This window comes from Cohnella laeviribosi DSM 21336 (assembly GCF_000378425.1).
GTDB lineage: Bacteria > Bacillota > Bacilli > Paenibacillales > Paenibacillaceae > Cohnella > Cohnella laeviribosi.
The window spans coordinates 1-17,503 of the sequence record NZ_KB899843.1 but is presented as its reverse complement, the minus strand read 5'-3'; the positions used below and the strand labels follow the sequence as shown (position 1 = coordinate 17,503).

At 58.3% G+C, this 17,503-nt stretch carries 15 protein-coding genes and 2 riboswitches; of the genes, 2 read left to right on the top strand and 13 right to left on the bottom strand.

The genetic code is table 11. The features are described 5' to 3' along the window. Nucleotides 1–29 precede the first annotated feature (29 nt). Both F560_RS0117970 and F560_RS0117965 read right to left on the bottom strand, forming a co-directional pair. Nucleotides 30–680 carry an urea amidolyase associated protein UAAP2 gene (locus tag F560_RS0117970; RefSeq protein WP_019007155.1) on the bottom strand — a complete coding sequence of 217 codons (651 nt, stop codon included), beginning with the start codon at nt 678–680 and terminating at the stop codon, nt 30–32. Nucleotides 681–778: 98 nt separating this feature from the next. Then, nucleotides 779–1,504, bottom strand: coding sequence for an urea amidolyase associated protein UAAP1 (locus F560_RS0117965; RefSeq protein WP_019007154.1), 726 nt, complete (start codon nt 1,502–1,504; stop codon nt 779–781). A gap of 82 nt (nt 1,505–1,586) precedes the next feature. Then, nucleotides 1,587–1,687, bottom strand: a riboswitch (guanidine-I (ykkC/yxkD leader). 152 nt (nt 1,688–1,839) lie between these two features. Beyond that, a riboswitch (guanidine-I (ykkC/yxkD leader) is annotated at nt 1,840–1,953 on the top strand. 66 nt (nt 1,954–2,019) lie between these two features. Here F560_RS0117965 and F560_RS0117960 point away from each other — a divergent pair. Further along, nucleotides 2,020–3,342 (top strand): APC family permease, encoded by a 1,323-nt coding sequence (locus F560_RS0117960; RefSeq protein ID WP_019007153.1) that lies wholly within the window; start codon nt 2,020–2,022, stop codon nt 3,340–3,342. 76 nt (nt 3,343–3,418) lie between these two features. On the opposite strand, the gene F560_RS23575 is transcribed toward F560_RS0117960, so the two are convergent. Next, complete coding sequence (locus tag F560_RS23575; RefSeq protein WP_019007152.1) at nt 3,419–4,456, bottom strand: globin-coupled sensor protein; 1,038 nt, start codon at nt 4,454–4,456, stop codon at nt 3,419–3,421. Between the two features lie 476 nt (nt 4,457–4,932). Between F560_RS23575 and F560_RS0117950 the strand changes: the two genes are divergently transcribed. After that, a complete protein-coding gene (locus tag F560_RS0117950; protein WP_026298379.1) occupies nt 4,933–5,883 on the top strand; it encodes a cation diffusion facilitator family transporter in 951 nt (316 codons plus the stop codon). Nucleotides 5,884–5,902: 19 nt separating this feature from the next. On the opposite strand, the gene F560_RS23570 is transcribed toward F560_RS0117950, so the two are convergent. The 10 genes from F560_RS23570 to F560_RS0117895 all read right to left on the bottom strand — a co-directional run bounded on the left by F560_RS23570 (nt 5,903) and on the right by F560_RS0117895 (nt 17,202). Next, nucleotides 5,903–7,126 carry a S1C family serine protease gene (locus F560_RS23570; RefSeq protein ID WP_019007150.1) on the bottom strand — a complete coding sequence of 408 codons (1,224 nt, stop codon included), beginning with the start codon at nt 7,124–7,126 and terminating at the stop codon, nt 5,903–5,905. A 344-nt stretch (nt 7,127–7,470) separates the two neighbouring features. Beyond that, complete coding sequence (locus F560_RS0117935) at nt 7,471–8,205, bottom strand: hypothetical protein (protein ID WP_019007148.1); 735 nt, start codon at nt 8,203–8,205, stop codon at nt 7,471–7,473. Nucleotides 8,206–8,400: 195 nt separating this feature from the next. Next, on the bottom strand, nt 8,401–9,564 hold the full coding sequence (locus F560_RS0117930) for an iron-containing alcohol dehydrogenase (RefSeq protein WP_019007147.1): 1,164 nt from the start codon (nt 9,562–9,564) through the stop codon (nt 8,401–8,403). A 200-nt stretch (nt 9,565–9,764) separates the two neighbouring features. Beyond that, entirely contained in the window at nt 9,765–11,261 is a 1,497-nt protein-coding gene (locus F560_RS0117925) for a stalk domain-containing protein (RefSeq protein WP_019007146.1), read from the bottom strand. A 144-nt stretch (nt 11,262–11,405) separates the two neighbouring features. Continuing rightward, on the bottom strand, nt 11,406–12,017 hold the full coding sequence (locus F560_RS0117920; protein ID WP_019007145.1) for a nucleotidyltransferase family protein: 612 nt from the start codon (nt 12,015–12,017) through the stop codon (nt 11,406–11,408). Nucleotides 12,018–12,058: 41 nt separating this feature from the next. Then, entirely contained in the window at nt 12,059–12,826 is a 768-nt protein-coding gene (locus tag F560_RS0117915) for a LamB/YcsF family protein (protein WP_019007144.1), read from the bottom strand. A 13-nt stretch (nt 12,827–12,839) separates the two neighbouring features. Further along, nucleotides 12,840–13,844 (bottom strand): 5-oxoprolinase subunit C family protein, encoded by a 1,005-nt coding sequence (locus F560_RS0117910; protein ID WP_019007143.1) that lies wholly within the window; start codon nt 13,842–13,844, stop codon nt 12,840–12,842. Continuing rightward, on the bottom strand, nt 13,841–14,581 hold the full coding sequence (pxpB, locus tag F560_RS0117905; RefSeq protein WP_019007142.1) for a 5-oxoprolinase subunit PxpB: 741 nt from the start codon (nt 14,579–14,581) through the stop codon (nt 13,841–13,843). The genes F560_RS0117910 and pxpB overlap by 4 nt, the downstream gene beginning before the upstream one ends. 753 nt (nt 14,582–15,334) lie before the next feature. Further along, complete coding sequence (locus F560_RS0117900) at nt 15,335–16,204, bottom strand: sugar phosphate isomerase/epimerase family protein (protein WP_019007141.1); 870 nt, start codon at nt 16,202–16,204, stop codon at nt 15,335–15,337. After that, nucleotides 16,201–17,202 carry a Gfo/Idh/MocA family protein gene (locus F560_RS0117895; protein WP_019007140.1) on the bottom strand — a complete coding sequence of 334 codons (1,002 nt, stop codon included), beginning with the start codon at nt 17,200–17,202 and terminating at the stop codon, nt 16,201–16,203. The genes F560_RS0117900 and F560_RS0117895 overlap by 4 nt, the downstream gene beginning before the upstream one ends. Nucleotides 17,203–17,503 lie beyond the last annotated feature (301 nt).

The following is a 17,503-nucleotide window of genomic DNA, read 5'->3' as shown; positions in this document are numbered from 1 at the left end:
GGCGAACCGGCGCATGCCCGATCCAAGCTTCACTTGTCCCAGACGATCAGTTGAATCGGCGTCGGATTGTAGGCGTTGCACGGGTTGTTAAGCTGCGGGCAGTTGCTGATCAGCACCGTCGTGCGGCGCTGCGCCTGTAATTCGACGTAACGGCCGGGAGCGGACACGCCGTCGGCGAATTCGAGCGAACCGTCGGCCGTAACCGGCACGTTCATGAAGAAATTGACGTTCGGGGCCAGGTCGCGCTTCGTGAGCGTACCGCCGCGGCGGGCGAGCTGAAGCATAAAGGTGTCGCGGCAATTGTGCATGTGCAGCTTTTCGTGCGCATATCGCACCGTATTGCTCTGCGCCGAGCACGCGCCGCCCAGCGTGTCGTGCCGCCCGCACGTGTCGGCCACGATGCGCGCAAGCTCCGCCCCGCTTTCGGTCCGAAGCACCGATCCGGCGGTCAAATAGATTTGGCCTTGCGATGCGATCGTCTGCACCGCGCTGTAATGGTCTTCCGGGTTGTCGGCGTCGAAGAACAGCGTATCCACCGCCTGGTTGCCTTCCAGATCGACGATGCGCAGCACCTGACCCGGCTCCAGATCGTACATCCAGCCCTCGCCCGCGGGCAGGGTCTTCGTGTAGAAAGCGTCGGCCGGTCGGCGGGGACTTTCGACGCAATGAAATGCGGTCATCGGCATTTCCTCCTTTTGTATGGGTCGCCATAGTCGTATAGCCGTTCGGTCCAAGGTCGGACGGCTCACCGTTTCGCGTATCGGACCGGCGGCTTCGGTTAGCCCAGCAAAAGCTGGTATTCCCACGTATTCTCGTACGCCCGGCGGTTCTCCGGCCGGAAATTCAGACATTCGTCCCGCGAATCGTCCGGATCGAGCGGATCGGCCCGCAGCACCTCCAGAAGAACCGGGACCGACGGATACTCGCTGCGAGGATCGAGCGGATGCGGCGTGTTGGATAGGACCAGCAGCACATCCATTTCCGTCCGCAGCGTCACCGTCGCCCCTTCGCGGCAATGGTCCCCCTGGAAATGCATTCGCCCTTCTTCGTCGCAATACACTTTGGAAAAAAGATTGACCACAGGTCCGAGATCCCGGGCCGAAAGTCCGTTGCGGACAAGCTCGACGGCGGCATTCTCGTAACCGCTCCTCAGCCACTCGTTGCGCCGCTCCTGAAACCGGGTCCGGCCGTATTTCGCATCCGTCAGCTCTCGCGTCGTCAGGCCGGAGATCGTATCGTGCCAGCCGAGGCTGTCCTCCACGATGCCCGCCAGCACGCGGCCGTTGTCGCTCATCAACACGTTGCCGCGGGTCAGGCGGCTGACGTGCTGGGCCTTCAGCGTGTCCGGCATGTTGTAGCGCTCCGTCAGATCACGCGCGTTATATAATAGAAGGGCTACATTCGCTCCGTCGCCCAACGCGGTGAACCGCAGCAGCTTCCCTCTGCCGATTGCGCCCGACCATTTGCCGCCCGGGCGCAGCGTCTTGCTCCATTGAACCTCCATCGTCACGACTCCTTTGCCGGGAATTTGAGGATCGGAAGGGAAACAAAAAAGGGAGACATCACAAGACGCAGGTCTTGATGACATCTCCCAGGCTTTTGTCCTTCCGTGTCGCCCCTTGCGGGGCGGGCCGCTCTCGGACCAGTCCCGAAGCAAGGCATCGGCGGAACCCTAGCGGACCTTAATGATGAGATTGTGTAAATAAATATAACGCAATACATCTATGAAGTCAACATTTATATCACAAAGATCCGTTAACGATCCTTTTTTTCGACGAACCCTTTTCAAATCTCCGCATATGTGTTATTTTATCTAACATAATCATCCATAACCGATTCAAAATTGTTCTCTAGGGTTCCGCGGCATGCGAAAGCGTTCGAACAGCCGGACCGGTCCGAGAGGGAACGCACGGCAAAAGGCCGTGTCCACGGAGGGACAAAAGCCCGGGAGGTTATCTTATTCAGATACCTCTTCGGGCTTTATTTTTTCTTCAAACCAAGCCCAGAGGAGTGACCGTCATGAAAACGGAAGTCAAGCTGAATCGGACCTTAACGTTATGGCAAGTCGTCTTTATCGGCCTGGCCTGGATGACCCCGATGATTTACTTCACCACTTACGGCATTGCGTTCGAAGCCTCCAAAGGAATGCTGACGCAAGCCTACACGCTCGCCTTCGCCGTCATCTTTTTCACGGCTTTCAGCTACGGCGCGATGTCCCGCCGGTTTCCGAATTCCGGTTCGTCCTATACGTATGCGGGGAAGGGCATTCATCCCAAAGTCGGCTTTCTCGTCGGCTGGTCGGCCCTGCTGGATTACCTGTTTTCGCCGCTGATCGCTTACTTGATGTTCGGCATTTTTATGCATGCCCAGTTCCCGAACGTTCCGGCCTATATATGGATTCTGTCCATCAATATCGTCCTGTGCGTCATCTGCATTCTCGGCGTCCGATTCTCCGCCAGCCTGAGCACAGCGTTCGTGCTGCTGCAAATCTGCTTTATCCTCTTTTTCTGCGCAATTCTCGTCAAACACCTGACGGCCGGCGGCGTGACCGACCCTCTCCGGCCGTTTCTCCAAACGGAGGTTCCGCTTTCGGTGCTGCTCACCGCCGCTTCGCTCATTTGCTTCTCCTTTTTGGGATTCGATTCGGTCACGACGATGGCCGAGGAAACCGTCGATGCCGGACGGACGATGCCGCGCGCCATTCTGGCCATCATTCTGATCGCCAGCGCGCTTTATATTTCCACTTCTTATCTGACCCAGTTGAACTTTCCGAATTTGTCGCTGGCCGGGGATGACGCCAGCTTCGAACTGATGAGGATGGTCGGAGGGGCCGGATTGTCGGCTTTGTTCGTAACGGTGCTTGTATTCGCGATTTTCACCCAGGGGCTTGCCTCGCTGACGACGGTCACGCGCCTGCTGTTCGCTATGGGACGCGATTCGGTGCTGCCCAGAAACATCTTCGGCTACCTGCATCCGAAATTCAAAACCCCGGCGCTCAACATCGTGCTCGTCAACGTTTTCTCGCTGCTCGCTCTGGCCATACCGCTCGATACGGCGGTCAAATTTGTCAACTTCGGCGCGTTGACGGCCTTCTTTTTCGTCAACCTGTCTGTCGTTTCGCAATACTACATCAAAGACCGCCGGCGCTCGCCCGCCCAGACCGTTCGCTATCTCGTCTTGCCGCTGATCGGCGCTATTATCGTAGGCTGGATGCTGACGCTGCTCGACGTCAACGCGCTCGTAACCGGCCTGGCCTGGATTCTGTTTGGAGCCGCGTATAGAGCCTGGTCCCGGAAGCGGCAAGCGGAGGTTCCGGCCGGAACGGCCAATGCCGAATCGTAAGGCGCAGGCCCACTTATAAGGCCGGGCGTTCGCCCGGCCTCCCTGAAGGATGTTCTTTCGATTGAACTCTACGGATTTATACTTCGGACAATACGGCCTGATTCGCGTTTGAAGCTTCCCTCAATTGTTCAAGCTGTTTCGTCACGTCCTCGATCATCCGAACGAAGGAAAGGAGCCTTCTTGCGCCGGCGGCCTGCTCTTCGGCAAAGCCGTACGCCCGCTCCGACTCTTGCCTGACCTGCTCGAGCAGGTCGCTTACGCGCTTCAGCCTGTCTTCGACCGATTCAAGCGCGTCTTTGGACAAGCCGGCAAGCTTGCGGATTTCGGCCGCGACCACTTCGAATCCTCTGCCGTATTCTTGCGCCCGCGCCGCTTCAATCGCCGCGTTCAGCCCGAGAATGTGCGATTGGTCGGCCACTTCCCGGATCGTCGTTCCCAGCGCCTGCACCAACTGCACTTCCCCGACAAGATCTTCTACGTTGCGGTGGGTAAGCTTTTGCGTCTCGGCCGTCCGGTCTGCCGCGTCGGCCACCCGCTCGCTGCTGCCGCTCAGCTCGACCATCATGGAAGCCAAATCCTGAATGGCGGCGCTGATGCCGGTCAGCAGGTCGTGCTGCCGGTTCGCCAGCCGTTCGATGTTCGCCTTCTCTTCCATTTCGTACGCTTCGAGCACAAGCTGGGAGTCGAAATTGAACATTTTGGACAGCGCGTGAATGACTTCCTTCCATTTATCGGGCATCACCCGTTCCAGATGAGCGGCGGCCAGGTCCAGATAGATCATGTAAGTTCCCAAGTACCAGGAGGAATTCAGCCCGATGCGGGAATGGATTTTGCCGATCAAAAGCCGCTGCTCGATGAACGGCTCGTCGATCCTGCCGGACGCCAGCGACATAAAGTACCCGCGCTGCTTCTCTTTCAGACGCTCGATTGTGCTGTGCTTGTTGATGATATCCAAAAGCTCGGGAACGGTGCTGATCTGCTCGTACAGCTCATCCACCAACCGGTCCACGATCGCGCGGAATTGGGGCTCGCTGCTTCGCAGCAGAGCTAAATCTTCTTCCGTAATGCCGATATAGTCCAGGGATCTTCTTCTATCCGGATGCAAGTCAATCAAGCTTCGGTCCCCCTTTTTTTGGTCGCCCCATCGAGCATATGGGAAAATCGTCTCCTCGAATGGGATACATTTACTATATCGGAACCCCGGATTTCTTCGAATATAGTCTTTTCCGCTTATTTGTCTTGATGATGCCGACGGTTTGAGTCCCGCCAATCCCTTCTCACGTCCCCCCGTACTCGCGTAACGCTCCCGCCCAAATCCGGTCGTTTCGAACCCAAAACTTGACAGGTTTGCCGCCAGGCTATTAAGATATACATATGAACAATTGTTCATATGTATATAAGAAAAGAACCCGAATACTTGCGTTGCAGAACGGATTGGGGCGCATCACATACGTTGGGTATGTGGGGTTCACGATGCCGGGCAGCAAAGGAGAGGCAAGCATGGACAATCGATTCGAAGTTTCAAATGGATACGGAGATCGCGAAGGGAAGCCTGAACAAAAAACGGCCCCTGCCTGCGGGCAGGGACACCTGCACGACCATGCCCATGACCATGATCATGGGCATCACGACGGACATCATCATGAGCATCATCACCATCACGATCACGCGCGAAGCGGCAACAAGAAGGCGCTGGCCATCGCCCTGGCCATTACCGTCGGCATTATGGCGCTCGAATTTGTCGGCGGGCTGCTGACGAACAGCCTCGCGCTGCTGTCCGATTCGGGACATATGCTGAGCGACGCCAGCGCCCTGGCGCTAAGCCTCGTCGCGTTCTGGTTCGCCGCCCGGCCGTCTTCCCCGAGCAAAACGTACGGATTTTACCGCTTCGAAATATTGGCCGCGCTGTTCAACGGCGTCGCTCTTTTCGTCATTGCGGGATTTATTGTCTGGGAGGCGGTTCAGCGCTTTAACCATCCGCCTGAAGTTGCGAGCGGCTCCATGATGGCGATTGCCGCCGTCGGCCTGGCGGCGAATCTGGCCAGCGCGTGGACGCTTATGCGACAAGGCGACGTCAAGCGCAACGTGAACTTAAGAAGCGCCTACCTGCATGTGCTCGGAGACGCGCTTGGCTCGGTCGGCGCCATTGCCGCAGGGATCGTCATGATGGCGTTCGGGTGGTACGCGGCCGATCCGATCATCTCCGTCCTCGTCGCCGTGCTTATTCTGAAAAGCGCTTGGGGAATCATTCAACATACGATTCACATATTAATGGAAGGAACGCCTTTGACCATCGACCAGACGGAAGTGAAAGAGGCCCTTCTGTCTATCGAAGGCGTCAAAGACGTTCACGACCTGCACATCTGGACGATTACGTCGGGCTTCGATTCGCTCAGCTGCCATATGCTCGTTGAGGACGGCACCGACTGTCAGGACGTCCTGCAGAGCGCAATCCGGCTCATCGAGCAGCGGTTTCGGATCGAGCACACGACGATTCAGGTGGAATCCCCGAAAATCCATCACGGAACCATCAAAGTCTGACGCCGACGCGCTTTCGGCGTTACGAGTTGGTTTTGGCCGCGGCGTTCCGGTCTCCGACGACTACCGTAAATTCGATCGGCTTGCCGTCGCGGATCACCGTCAGCTTCAGCTTGTCGCCGACGGCGGCCGCCGAAATGCGGTCTTCCAGATCGCTCTTGTTTTTAATCTTCTGATTGTTGACCTGCACAATCACATCGTATTGCCGGAGTCCGGCTTTATACGCGGGCGAGCCCGGCAGCACCTGAACGACCATCGCGCCTTCGCGGGATTCAAGATTCAACGTTTTCATCCAGTTGGCGTCAATATCCACGACGGACACTCCGATATAGGACGAAGGAATCGGCTTTCCGGCCTCCAAATAGTCGATCAGCGGAACGACGACGCTGCTCGGAATCGCAAAGCCGATGCCTTGCGCTTCCATGCTTTTGGCCGTGTTGATGCCGATCACCTTGCCGTTCAAATCGATCAGCGGCCCGCCGGAGTTGCCGGAGTTGATGGAAGCGTCCGTCTGCAACAGATGCTTGTATTCCTTTTGACCGTTGCTGTTGCTGACCGGGATATCCCGCTCCTTGGCGCTGATGACCCCAACCGTAACCGTGTGCTCGAACCCGAACGGATTGCCGATGGCGACCACCCAATCGCCCACGTTCAGTTGGTCGGAATCGCCGAACGACAACGTGGAGAACGGTTTGTCTCCTTTGATTTTCAGCACCGCCAGATCGTGTTCCGCGCTTTTCCCCAGCACTTTGGCCACATACGGTTCGTCTTCGCCTTGTACCGTCACTTCGATGCGATCGGCCCCGTTTATGACATGTTCATTGGTCAGAATATAGCCGTCCGATTTGTAAAAAAATCCGGATCCGGCCCCGAGCAGCTGCATTTTGCCGTCATTGGCGCTGTTCGGCTCCTGGGAAGAATCCCCGAAGAAATACCGGAAAAACGGATCGTTGAAGTAAAACGGATTGCCCTGGCCGCTTCTGCTGCCCTGCTTCACATACGTCTTGATCAGGACGACGGCCGGATTCGAAGCCTGCACAATGTCGGGGATCGATCGGGATTCGGCCGATTGGAGAGAGGCGGTCTTCAGATCGCTCTGCTGGCGATTGGACGGATTGACGAAGACGTTCTCCGGAGACTGGCCGCCGGCAAAAGGATTCAAGCCCATGACCAGCATCAGGATCGCGCCGACTACGCCGCCTGCTACGCCTGCAAGGGTCTTTTTCCATTTTCCGCGAAACATCATATCGATTCCTCCCGCCAAAAGTCATGATACGTTTCATGCAGCCATCTCTTGAAACTGGTTTCATTCTCCTATCATAATTTCCATTCTTAAACTGGCCTTAAACGCAAGTTAAGATTGGATTAATTTGTATATTTGTTTGTCGCGGGAAATCTTCCAATTAAAAAAGGAACAGACGAAGTCCGTCGGACTCCATCTGTTCCTTTATCTGCACGCCTATCTGCGCGCCCATCTTCGCGCCGGACGCAAGCAAGATTCTGCGCCGATCCGACCACAGCCTCCAAATGGCGATCCACGCCGAGCCGCAATACGTACAGGTTTCGTTTCCAAGAGAATGAAACTGGAGATCACTTCCTGGCGCTTCGCATCCGGATCGACCGGTAGAGCCAAATCCCTCCGGCGATAACGACAAGCAGCGCTGCGCCGGCCGTATACGCGATATGCTCGATATTGGGGACGTTCACGCTCAGCTCCAGGCGGTTTTCCTCGAAAAGATCGACATTCCACAGCAGCGTGCGCCCGCCGTCCCGCACTTCGTCGGCGTTGTTGCCGTCCGCCTTGATCGGAAGCGTCACCAGCAGGTCGAACCGGAGCTGGCTTTGGATCAGCTTCTTCATCAAATCGGGCAGGTTGGACAACTGTTTGATCCATTCCTGCTGGCCCTCCTGCAGCATCGGACCCAAATCGACGGTTACGGCAACCCGGTGCTTCGTGTAGAAAAAGTTCTTTTCCTGCGCGTCCTCGACCTTCACGCCTTCCGGAAGCTGGGTCATGTCGCCGTCGAATGCTTTCAGGTCAAGCCGTTTCGAAGCGGTCACCTTGGCTTGCCCGTCCTTATCGACAATCCGGACGCTCATCCCCTGCTGCTCGAAACGTTCGGCCAGCTCGTTCATGATATCCGCCTTGCCGATCGCCGTCAAAATTTGCTTGCTGACCGACAGGTTAAGATCGACATCGGCCGTCCCGTCCCGGTTGATCGTGACGTGCGCTTCCCCTTGGGCGCAGGAAGCAAGCAACAAAACGCTGCACAGCAGAAGTACAGCGATGGCCGGCGATCGCAAAGCGCGTCTGCGTATGTTCATGTGCCACCCGATTTCCTCGTTGTCTCTCTTTATTCTAACAGAATCGGCGGGACAAAAGGGAATTTTTTAACGCGTTGATTTCAAACCGCACGCCAAGAGACCCGCTCCGCAAACTTTGCATACCAAAACGGTCCCTTCAGGTCCAATCGACCCGAAGGGACCGCCTTTGCCTAGCGCCCAAGCGGCTCGGCCGCGTTACAGGCTAAGCTCCAGAATGGCTTTGACGTCGTCCTTCTCCAGCTTCTTGAACGAGCCGAGCGGCCCGTAGCGAACCGCTTCCTCCGCCATCCGGTCCAGGTGCTCGTCGCCGATGCCGAGTTGGCCGAGGGTTGCCGGCGCGCCGATGCGCGTGAAATACGCCCGGGTCGCCTCGATGCCGGCCAGCGCCACCTCTTCGTCGCTCTTTCCGGCCGGGTCGATGTTCCACACGCGGACCGCGTATTGGACAAAGCGGTCGACCCGCTCCTTGTACACATACTTCATCCAGTTCGGGAAAATGATCGCAAGCCCCGCCCCGTGCGCAATGTCGTAAATCGCGCTCACTTCATGCTCGATGGCGTGCGTCGCCCAGTCGGTTTCGACCCCGATCGGCAGCGTGCCGTTCAGCGCGTACGTGCCGCACAGCATCAAGTTGGCGCGCGCCGCATAATTCGAACCGTCCTCCAGCGCAATCTCCCCGTTCTCGATGATCGTCTGCAGAATCGATTCCGCGAACCTCTCCTGCAGCGGCGTATCGGTCGTTTTGGAGAAGTATTGCTCGAACACGTGGGACATCATATCGACGATGCCGTTCACGGTCTGATCCCTCGGTACCGTAAACGTCAGCTCGGGATCGAGGATGGAAAACTTGGGGTAGATCGGCTTGCCGCCCATCCCCCGCTTCAGCTTCCTGTCCCAGTCGGAAATGACGGCGTTGCCGTTCATCTCCGAGCCCGTGGCCGCCAGCGTCAGCACGGTTCCGAGCGGCAGCGCTTCCTGAATCACCGCCTTCTTCACGCAGAAATCCCATACGTCGCCATCGTAAGGAACGCCCGCCGCAATCGCCTTGGCCGCGTCGATGACGCTGCCGCCCCCGACCGCAAGAATGAATTCGACCCGCTCCCGGCGGCAAATGTCGATTCCTTTGTTGACGGTCGTCAGCCTCGGGTTCGGCTCGATGCCCGGCAGTTCGAACACCGTCGCGCCGATTCCGTTAAGCTGGGCCAACACTTGGTCGTACAAGCCGGAGCGCTTGATGCTGCCTCCCCCGTATACAAACAAAATCCGTGTTCCGTAAGGCTTGACCAGCTCGCCGAGCTGATCGACCGTCCCTTTTCCAAAAACAAGCTTCGTCGGATTATGTAATTGGAACGAGTTCATGCCGCGAACCTCCCTTGTCGGATTGGTGGGTACGTATTTCATTGTACCATTTTTGGCCGCCGTTTTGACGGCTCTTTCGCGCTTTTCTTCAGGGAAAAAGCCGCAACCGCAACGGCCATAAGCGCGCTGCGAATCGCCAGGAGCATGGGAAAAGGACGGCTAAATGCTAAAGACGAGCGCGCTTTCAAGCGGCTGCGCAGTCAGTCCATCGTGATCGCGATAACGCCTTCCGGCTGCAGCCAGTCGACCTTCGCGCCGAGAGATTCGCTAATGAACCGGAGCGGCAAGTAGGACGTGCCGTTGATGCCGAACGGGGCGTTTGCCATTTGCACGGTATTGCCGTTCAGCTTCGTTTCGCCCGTTTTCGTATTAACCGTAATCTCCACGGACGGCGCCCCGCCTTCGGAACGGCTGATCGTCGCCACTTTGTTCGTCTCGTCCCATTCGACTTTGGCGCCGAGCTTCTCGAAGACGGAACGAAGCGGAATGAACGCCTGGCCGTTGCGGGTAACGACGCCGCTGCGCAAAGCGACGGATTCGCCGTTCAGCCGGACCTCGATCGGCTGCTGCACGGGCACCGGGGTCGTATGCATAAATTCGTAATCGCCGTTCCCCAGCTGCGCGTCCTTGTTTACGCCCCATCCCCACAGCGATCCGTCGTTTTTTTGCATGATGAAGTGCCGATCGTCCGCCTTGATTTGGGCGACATCGGAGGCCAGCAGCTCGAAGACCGGATGTTCCGGCATCCGTTCCCGGTTGATGGACGTCTCGTATACGTTGCCGTCGTTCGTCAGCACGACCAGGGACCGTTCCACCACAAACGCATCCTTGACGTTTTGGATGCCGGTCAATCGGATGGGAGCCGTATGCTCATGCCTTTGCGTGCCGTCGGAGTAACCGGTCAGCGTCGATCCCCAGAACCAGAGGCGGGACTTGCCGTCGATCGCCAGGTGCGTGTAGCCGTCGGTCTTGATCGTTCGGATGTCCGTCAATCCCTTAAACGGAACGGCCGTTAACGAGTCCGGCGCTTCTTCCGCCGCCTCGTCGGGCCAAGTCCAGACGGTGCCGTCCGCTTTCAGCGCGAAGTTGCGCTCGACTGCGACGATGTCGGCAAGCGAAGCAACCGGCGTGAACGAGGTCAGCTCATTCGAGCTGCTCCACACCGTGCCGTCTTTCTTCAGAAAGATCCAGCGCTGCTTGCCGCTTTTTGGACGAAATTCGTAATAGCTTGTCATGTCCGCAACCTGGTCGATGCCGGCCAGCGGAGCGAACCGCGACATGTCCAGTCCCGATTCCGTCCATTGAACCGTATGTACGCTTCCGTCCGCATCCAATGCGGCCAGCGTTCTTCCGGCAAACAGGACGTCGACGAGGTTGTTCAGCTTCTCCACCTGCCGAACCCGGATTTCGGACGGCGAGTTGCCTTCCCAATACCATACGGTTTTGTCCTGTTTCATCACCAAACGCCGGTCGAACGAGGAAGCCACATGATCCAGACCGTGAATTTGAGTCGGAACCGAACGGCTGCCTCCCCATACCCAATAGGTTCCGTCGGCCTTGACGAGAGCGTTGGGCCAGAAGGCGAGAATGCTAGGACCGGAGGAAGCGGCGGCTGCGGGAGATTGGGGAGCGGCGGAAAACATAAGGAGCACGCTGAAAAATACAATCCACTTCTGCATGGAATAGTCCCTTTTCATTCGGAATTCTCCTGTTCCTGATCAAATAGGAAATATGTTCCCATAGATTTAGACGGACAAGCCGAATAAAAGTTTCGGGCTGCAGAAGCCGCCGGACGATAAAGCCGCCTTCGACGATCTGCGCCGGATGGGGCGGCCGCGCGTTCAGTTTTTTGGATCCGTGAACGATTTCACCGCCTGCTCGTACTCCTCGGGGGTATCGATATCGGGGGGCATCGTCTCCGGAACATCGACCCAGTTAATGTCGGAACGATGGCGGGCCAATACTTCTTTGGCGCCGACATCCCCTTCAAGCCTTACCAAATCGGGAAAAAGGCGCCGGCCAAACAAGACGGGATGACCGGGACGATCCATGTAGCGCGCCTGCACGATGCTGCAGCGGCCATTCCGGTGCGTCTCGATGACCCGCCGGATGACATCCGGCCGAATCCCCGGCTGGTCGCCGAGAAGAATAACGGCCGCCTCTCCCTGTCGTTCCATGACAAATTGGACGCCGGCGCGCAGGGATGAGCTGAGACCCGCCTCCGGATTCGGATTCTCAATCCGTGCAACGGGCAGATCGCTCAGCTGATCGTGCACCTCGGTCTGCGTCTTGGCGCAGACAACCGCAACGGGACCTGCCGATGCACGCACCGCTCTGCCTGCCACATGACGGATCATGCTTTCCCCCGCGAGGGGCAGCAGCTGCTTCGGCCGGCCCATCCGCCGGGACAGACCGGCGGCCAGGATCAGCATCCACACCTTGTCCGCTTCCATAAAGTCCCCCTCCTCGTCCGTCTTTCGCTCTCCTGTTTGTCCTACTCCGTCCGGCCGACCGCCTGAACGGCAATGCCGGCTTTCTCCAAGGCGTCCCTGATCTTTTGCGCGAATGCCAAAGCATGGACGCCGTCTCCGTGGATGCAGACGGTGTCGGCTTGGATCGGCACGTCGACGTTTTGCCTGGAACGCACTTTGCCTTCCTCGATCATCCGGATCACCTGGCGAACCGCCGCGTCGTCATCGGTGATGAGCGCATCGGGCTGACGCCTGGGCGTAAGCGTGCCGTCCGATTGATAGGTCCGGTCGGAGAACACCTCGCTTGCGGTGCGAAGTCCCGCCTTCTTCCCGGCCCGGATCCATTCGCTGTTCGCCAAGCCGAACAGGATAAGCTCCGGATCGACCTTGTATACGGCTTCGGCGATCGCTTCCGCCAAGGCGAAATTGACGGCGGCCATGTTATACAGCGCGCCGTGCGCCTTCACATGGCTCATGCGTCCGCCTTCGGAACGGACGAAGCTCCACAACGCGCCGATCTGGTATACGACCATCTCGTAGGCTTCCGCCGGCGAAATGCGCATCTCCCTGCGTCCGAACCCGTTCAAATCCGGCAAGCCGGGGTGCGCGCCGATCGCCACGCCGTTTTCCAGCGCCAGCTTCACCGTTCTCCGCATCGTGCCCGGGTCCCCCGCATGGAAACCGCAGGCGATGTTGGCGGACGTGACGAATTTCAGCATTTCCGCGTCCTGGCCTAGCCGGTAGGCTCCGTAGCTTTCGCCCATGTCGCAGTTCAAATCCACTCGCTTCATCTGCTGATCCCCTTTATCGAAACTGCATGAAGATGCTTTTTTTCAACCATTCCCATTCCGTCTCCGCGATCCAGTAAAGCTCCTGCGCTTCCCGCAGGCTGACAGGCCGGAACCGGATGCTGCCGCCGATTTGCACCTGCGCGATTAACGGAAGATCGACCGTGATCACCTGCGCGATCTTCGGGTATCCCCCCGTCGTCTGCCTGTCCGCCATCAGCACGATCGGATTCCCGTCCGGCGGAACCTGAACCGTGCCGAACGCGACGGGCTCCGATATCAGTTCGGCCGGATCGGCCAGGCGGAGAGGCTCTCCTTTAAGGCGGTAGCCCATCCGGTCGGATTGGGGGAGCACTTGAAACGTTCCGGCAAAAAAATCGGCGACGCTTTCCGGATCGAACCCATGCATCTGCGGGCCTTCCACGGCCCTCACGACCGGATCGGGCCTGTAGTCGGGCATCATGGCAGAGGACACGTGCCATCGGGCGGACGCAAAGGGAGCGTCTTTGGCGGCGGCCGCCAGCTTGTCCGCAATGGCCCGCCCCAAATTGTTCGAAGGTCTTACCTCGAGCACATCTCCTTCGCTGAGCGCCCGTCCCTGGAAGCCTCCGATTCCGGCACGCAAATAAGTGGAATAGCTGCCTAAGGCTTGGGGAAGATCGAATCCGCCGGAGACCGCCAAATAACAGCGGACCCCGTGCCGGGCGGCCCCGAAGCGGAGCAGGCCGCCTTCTTTCACGACGACAGGCCTCCATAAGGGAACCGCTTGGCCGTCTATCGTCGGCGACAGATCCGCACCGCATATGGAAATAAGCAGCGTCGAATCGAACCGCAGGGTGGGGCCGACCAGCGTGATTTCCAAGGCGGCTGCCGATTCGTCGTTGCCGACAAGCGCATTGGCGACGCGGCAGGCGAACGGATCCATCGCCCCGCCTACGATGACGCCGTACTTCTGGAATCCGGTGCGCCCTAAATCCTGCACGGTCGTCAGCAGACCGGGCTTCAACACGCGTATGCTCATCGGCTTCGGGCCTCCCATCGGTCGTATTCGGCTCGGGTGATCGGATAAAACTTCACCAAGTTGCCCGACCGAAGAAGGGTAGGCGGCATCCGCTCCGGCAAAAACAACGGGATCGGCGTGCGGCCGATCAGCTGCCAGCCTCCCGGCGTCTCCAGCGGATAGACGCCGGTCTGCTCGCCCGCGATCCCCACCGTCCCCCTCGGGATGGCAAGACGAGGGGTGGGCCGCCTTGGCGCCGCGATCCGTTTGTCCATTCCGCCCATATACGGAAAGCCGGGAGCGAACCCGATCATGTAAACCAGATACTCGCCGGAGGCATGAATCCGGATGACTTCGTCGGGAGACAGACCGTTTCGCGAAGCGACCTCCTCCAAGTCCGGACCGAACTCGCCGCCGTAACAAACCGGAATTTCGACAGTTTGCGGCTCGTATTCGCCCGTTACCTCCAGGCTTTCCACGATATCTTTCAATCGCCGCACCGCAATGTCGAACGGAATCTCCTCTTGATTCAGGATTTTTTTCCGTGCGTCGACCCGGTTCCAATAAAGCTTCATCGCGTCGTAAAAGACCGTAACCGAAGTAAAAGCCGGAACATATTCGACCATCCCTTCGAACGGATGCCGTTCCAAGTAGTCGGACAGAAGCTGCACCTTCCGATGCGTGTCCAGGTCGATGCGGTCGCCCAGCTTGACGAGCACGGCGGAGTCTCCGAGAGGCGTCATGTCCAAATAATCCATGTTCACCACCCTGTCGTTCGGTTTCTTTGGTTATAGCCAACATATAGGATCGAAATGACCGTTCCGAATCCGGTCAACATTCGGACTGTAAAGGAAACAGTCAACCCCTGGCAGGACGTCCGCGTCCGTGTCGCGGCTGCGGCACGAAATGCGCCGTCTGAGGCTCTATTGCGGCTTTGATCGGCGGCGCCATTTCCCAAACGGGCCGTCCGCACGGATTTCAGGGTTCCGCCGCTCCCTTTCATTATGAACCGGGATGGGGAGTTTGCCAATTCCGCAACCAGTGTGACTGCAACTTCGCAATTTAGCAACCGTGGCCATATAGCCACTGTAGCCGATGAGCAATCGTAGCCTATGCGCAACCGTAGCCTGTGCGTCTATACTGTGCGCCTATATTGGAAAAATCCAACCAAATGCGCCGTTCAGAGACCGGAAGCCGGTCTATATTGCATATATCCAATTTTTTCAGCATCATCAGCCGAATCCGCACGGTTCTCGGGCCATTTCATTGGAGAAAATGCAGCATACGTTCCGGAAATGGGCGAAAGGAGTCCGTATCCAGCACAAAATCCAATATAGCCGCTCGGGACCATGTGAGGTACTGGAGTGGGTTGGCGACAGTGGTGACGGTAAAGAGAAGCACTGAGCGGAAATACAAATAGGGGATGTTAAGGGGTCAATCGCCGAAAAAAAAGCCGGCGTCGGCCTGTTCGGCAGACATTCCGGCGATGTGTATAAACAGCGGCTAAGCGGCTAGTGAAACGCCGCCCGCAAGTGATCGGCCGCTTTCCGTATTCCCTCCTCTTCCTTCTCAAGGCTCCCCCAGAACCGGTGATCTTCGAGCTCGATGCTGACGGCGCCCCGGTAGCCGATGCGCTCCAGCCTGACGGCCACCCGATGCCATTCCACAAGTCCTTGCCCCGGAATGGTATAGCGCCAGGGGCCCTCGGAAAAATCGTATTTCGCGCCGAACGCAGCGGGCAAAACTCCGCTTTCGTACAACGCCTCCGGCAAGATTTCGGCATCCTTCCCGTGGCAGTGGTTCACGCGTTCGCCGAATTCGTCCAACGCCCGCAAATAATCGATCCCCAGCCGGACAAGGTGCGACGGGTCGTAGTTGAAGCCGAAGTGCCTGGACGGCACCGCGGCGAACATCGCGCGCCACATCTCCGGCGTGCATCCGATCGTCGGGTAATGGGGAGCGGGCCCCGGCCATCCCTCGATGGCGATGTATACGCCCGTTTGCTCCGCATGGCGGACCACTTCGGGAAACGTCTCCTTGAAAATGCCGAACGTCTCGCTTCTCGGCATCGTGTGGTCCTCGGGAACGAGGCACATAAACAGCACGGAGCCGCCAAGATCGGCCATCTCCGTCATCTGCCGCTTGACGGCTTCCAGCGCATTCGCGCGGCGCGTTTCGTCCCGCGACAGCAGCTGAGGGACGTTCGCCGCATCGACGCTTCCGATCCCGATTCCGGCGCTTTCGCAAGCCGCTTTCACTTCCGGCGTCAATCGGGGCACATCCAGGACGTCCAGTCCGATCCGGGCCGCCCGCTCCGCCGCTTTCCCGATGCCCTGCCCCCCGATCTTCGGGGGGATTCGCATGCCGATGGGCAAGCTCATACGCTCCAGCTCCTTTCCGATCCCTCCAAAACCGGGAGCGGCTGGTATCCGCCCGCCTGGTAGATCATTTCCGTCAGCTTTACGACCTTGAGGGCAAAGCTGCCGGAGACCGCCACCTCTCTCCTGCCGAGAACCGCGTCGATAAAGCTTTTATCCTGGTTGGTCGTCTGCTCCGGCAGCTCCGGCACGGCCGGCTCCTCGCGCAGGCGGCGAACCGTCAAACGGCCGTTGTCGTAGAAGATTCCGCCGTCTTCTCCGCAGAATACATACGTCTCGTGCCAACAAGGGGCGTAGCCGACGATGTTCAGCCCGCCGACCGCGCCTTCGGCGAATCGGATCGACGTAAACGAATCGATCTCGACCGGCGTTCCCTGCTGATGGATAACGGCCTTCGCTTCCAGCGGCGTTAATCCCGTCGTCCACAGCAGAACGTCCACGATGTGGCTTCCGGAATCCATCAGCATCCCGCCGCCGGACAGCGAAGGGTTCTGCCGCCAAGCGCCGCGTCCCCCCTGCGCCCACTCCTGATAAAGCGATGCCGTGACGGAGGTCAGCCGGCCGATGGCGCCGCTTTCGATCGTCTCTTTGATGAACAGAAATTCCGGTTGAAAATGCCGCTGATAGGACACCTGCAGCACCTTGCCGGACAGCTCGGCGAGACGGATCAGCTCGGCGGCCTCGGACGACGAACAGGTCATCGGCTTTTCGATCAGCACGTGCAGACCGGCTTTCAATACGTCCGCCGCCTGCCGAAAATGAAGCGTATGCGGCGAGCAGATAATCGCCGCGTCCAGCCCCGCTTCATCCAGCATCTGAACGTAATCCGAATACTGCCGTACCTGCTCCAGCGGAAATTTCGCCAGAAACCGCCGCCGGCTCTCTTCGCTCGGATCGGCGACGGCGGCGATTTCCGCGTCCGCGGACAGCTCGAGAAGCTGTTTTGCATGCAGGCCCGCGATTCCTCCGGTTCCGATAAAACCAACGCGAACTTTGCCCATACGTACACTCCCTCGTATAGTATTTTTCGAAGGCAGTTGTGAGTCTATTTCCAGTCCCAAAGGGGACTGGAAGCCGCCTTCAAAATTTCCAGCCAGCTCCTTTGAAAATTGCAGTCAGGGACTGGACTTTCCGGCATGTCTCCGGACAATGGAACTTAGGGTCCATTCGGGGAAATTCGTCTCACTCCTGTAGCTGCGTCTACATCTGAAGTCTGTTTCTCCGGCTCTCGCTCGAACTTCTTACCCGCTGGCTGTTCCCTTCGGCAACCCATGCCCGACGGTAGCAGCGTCGGGGCAGCTC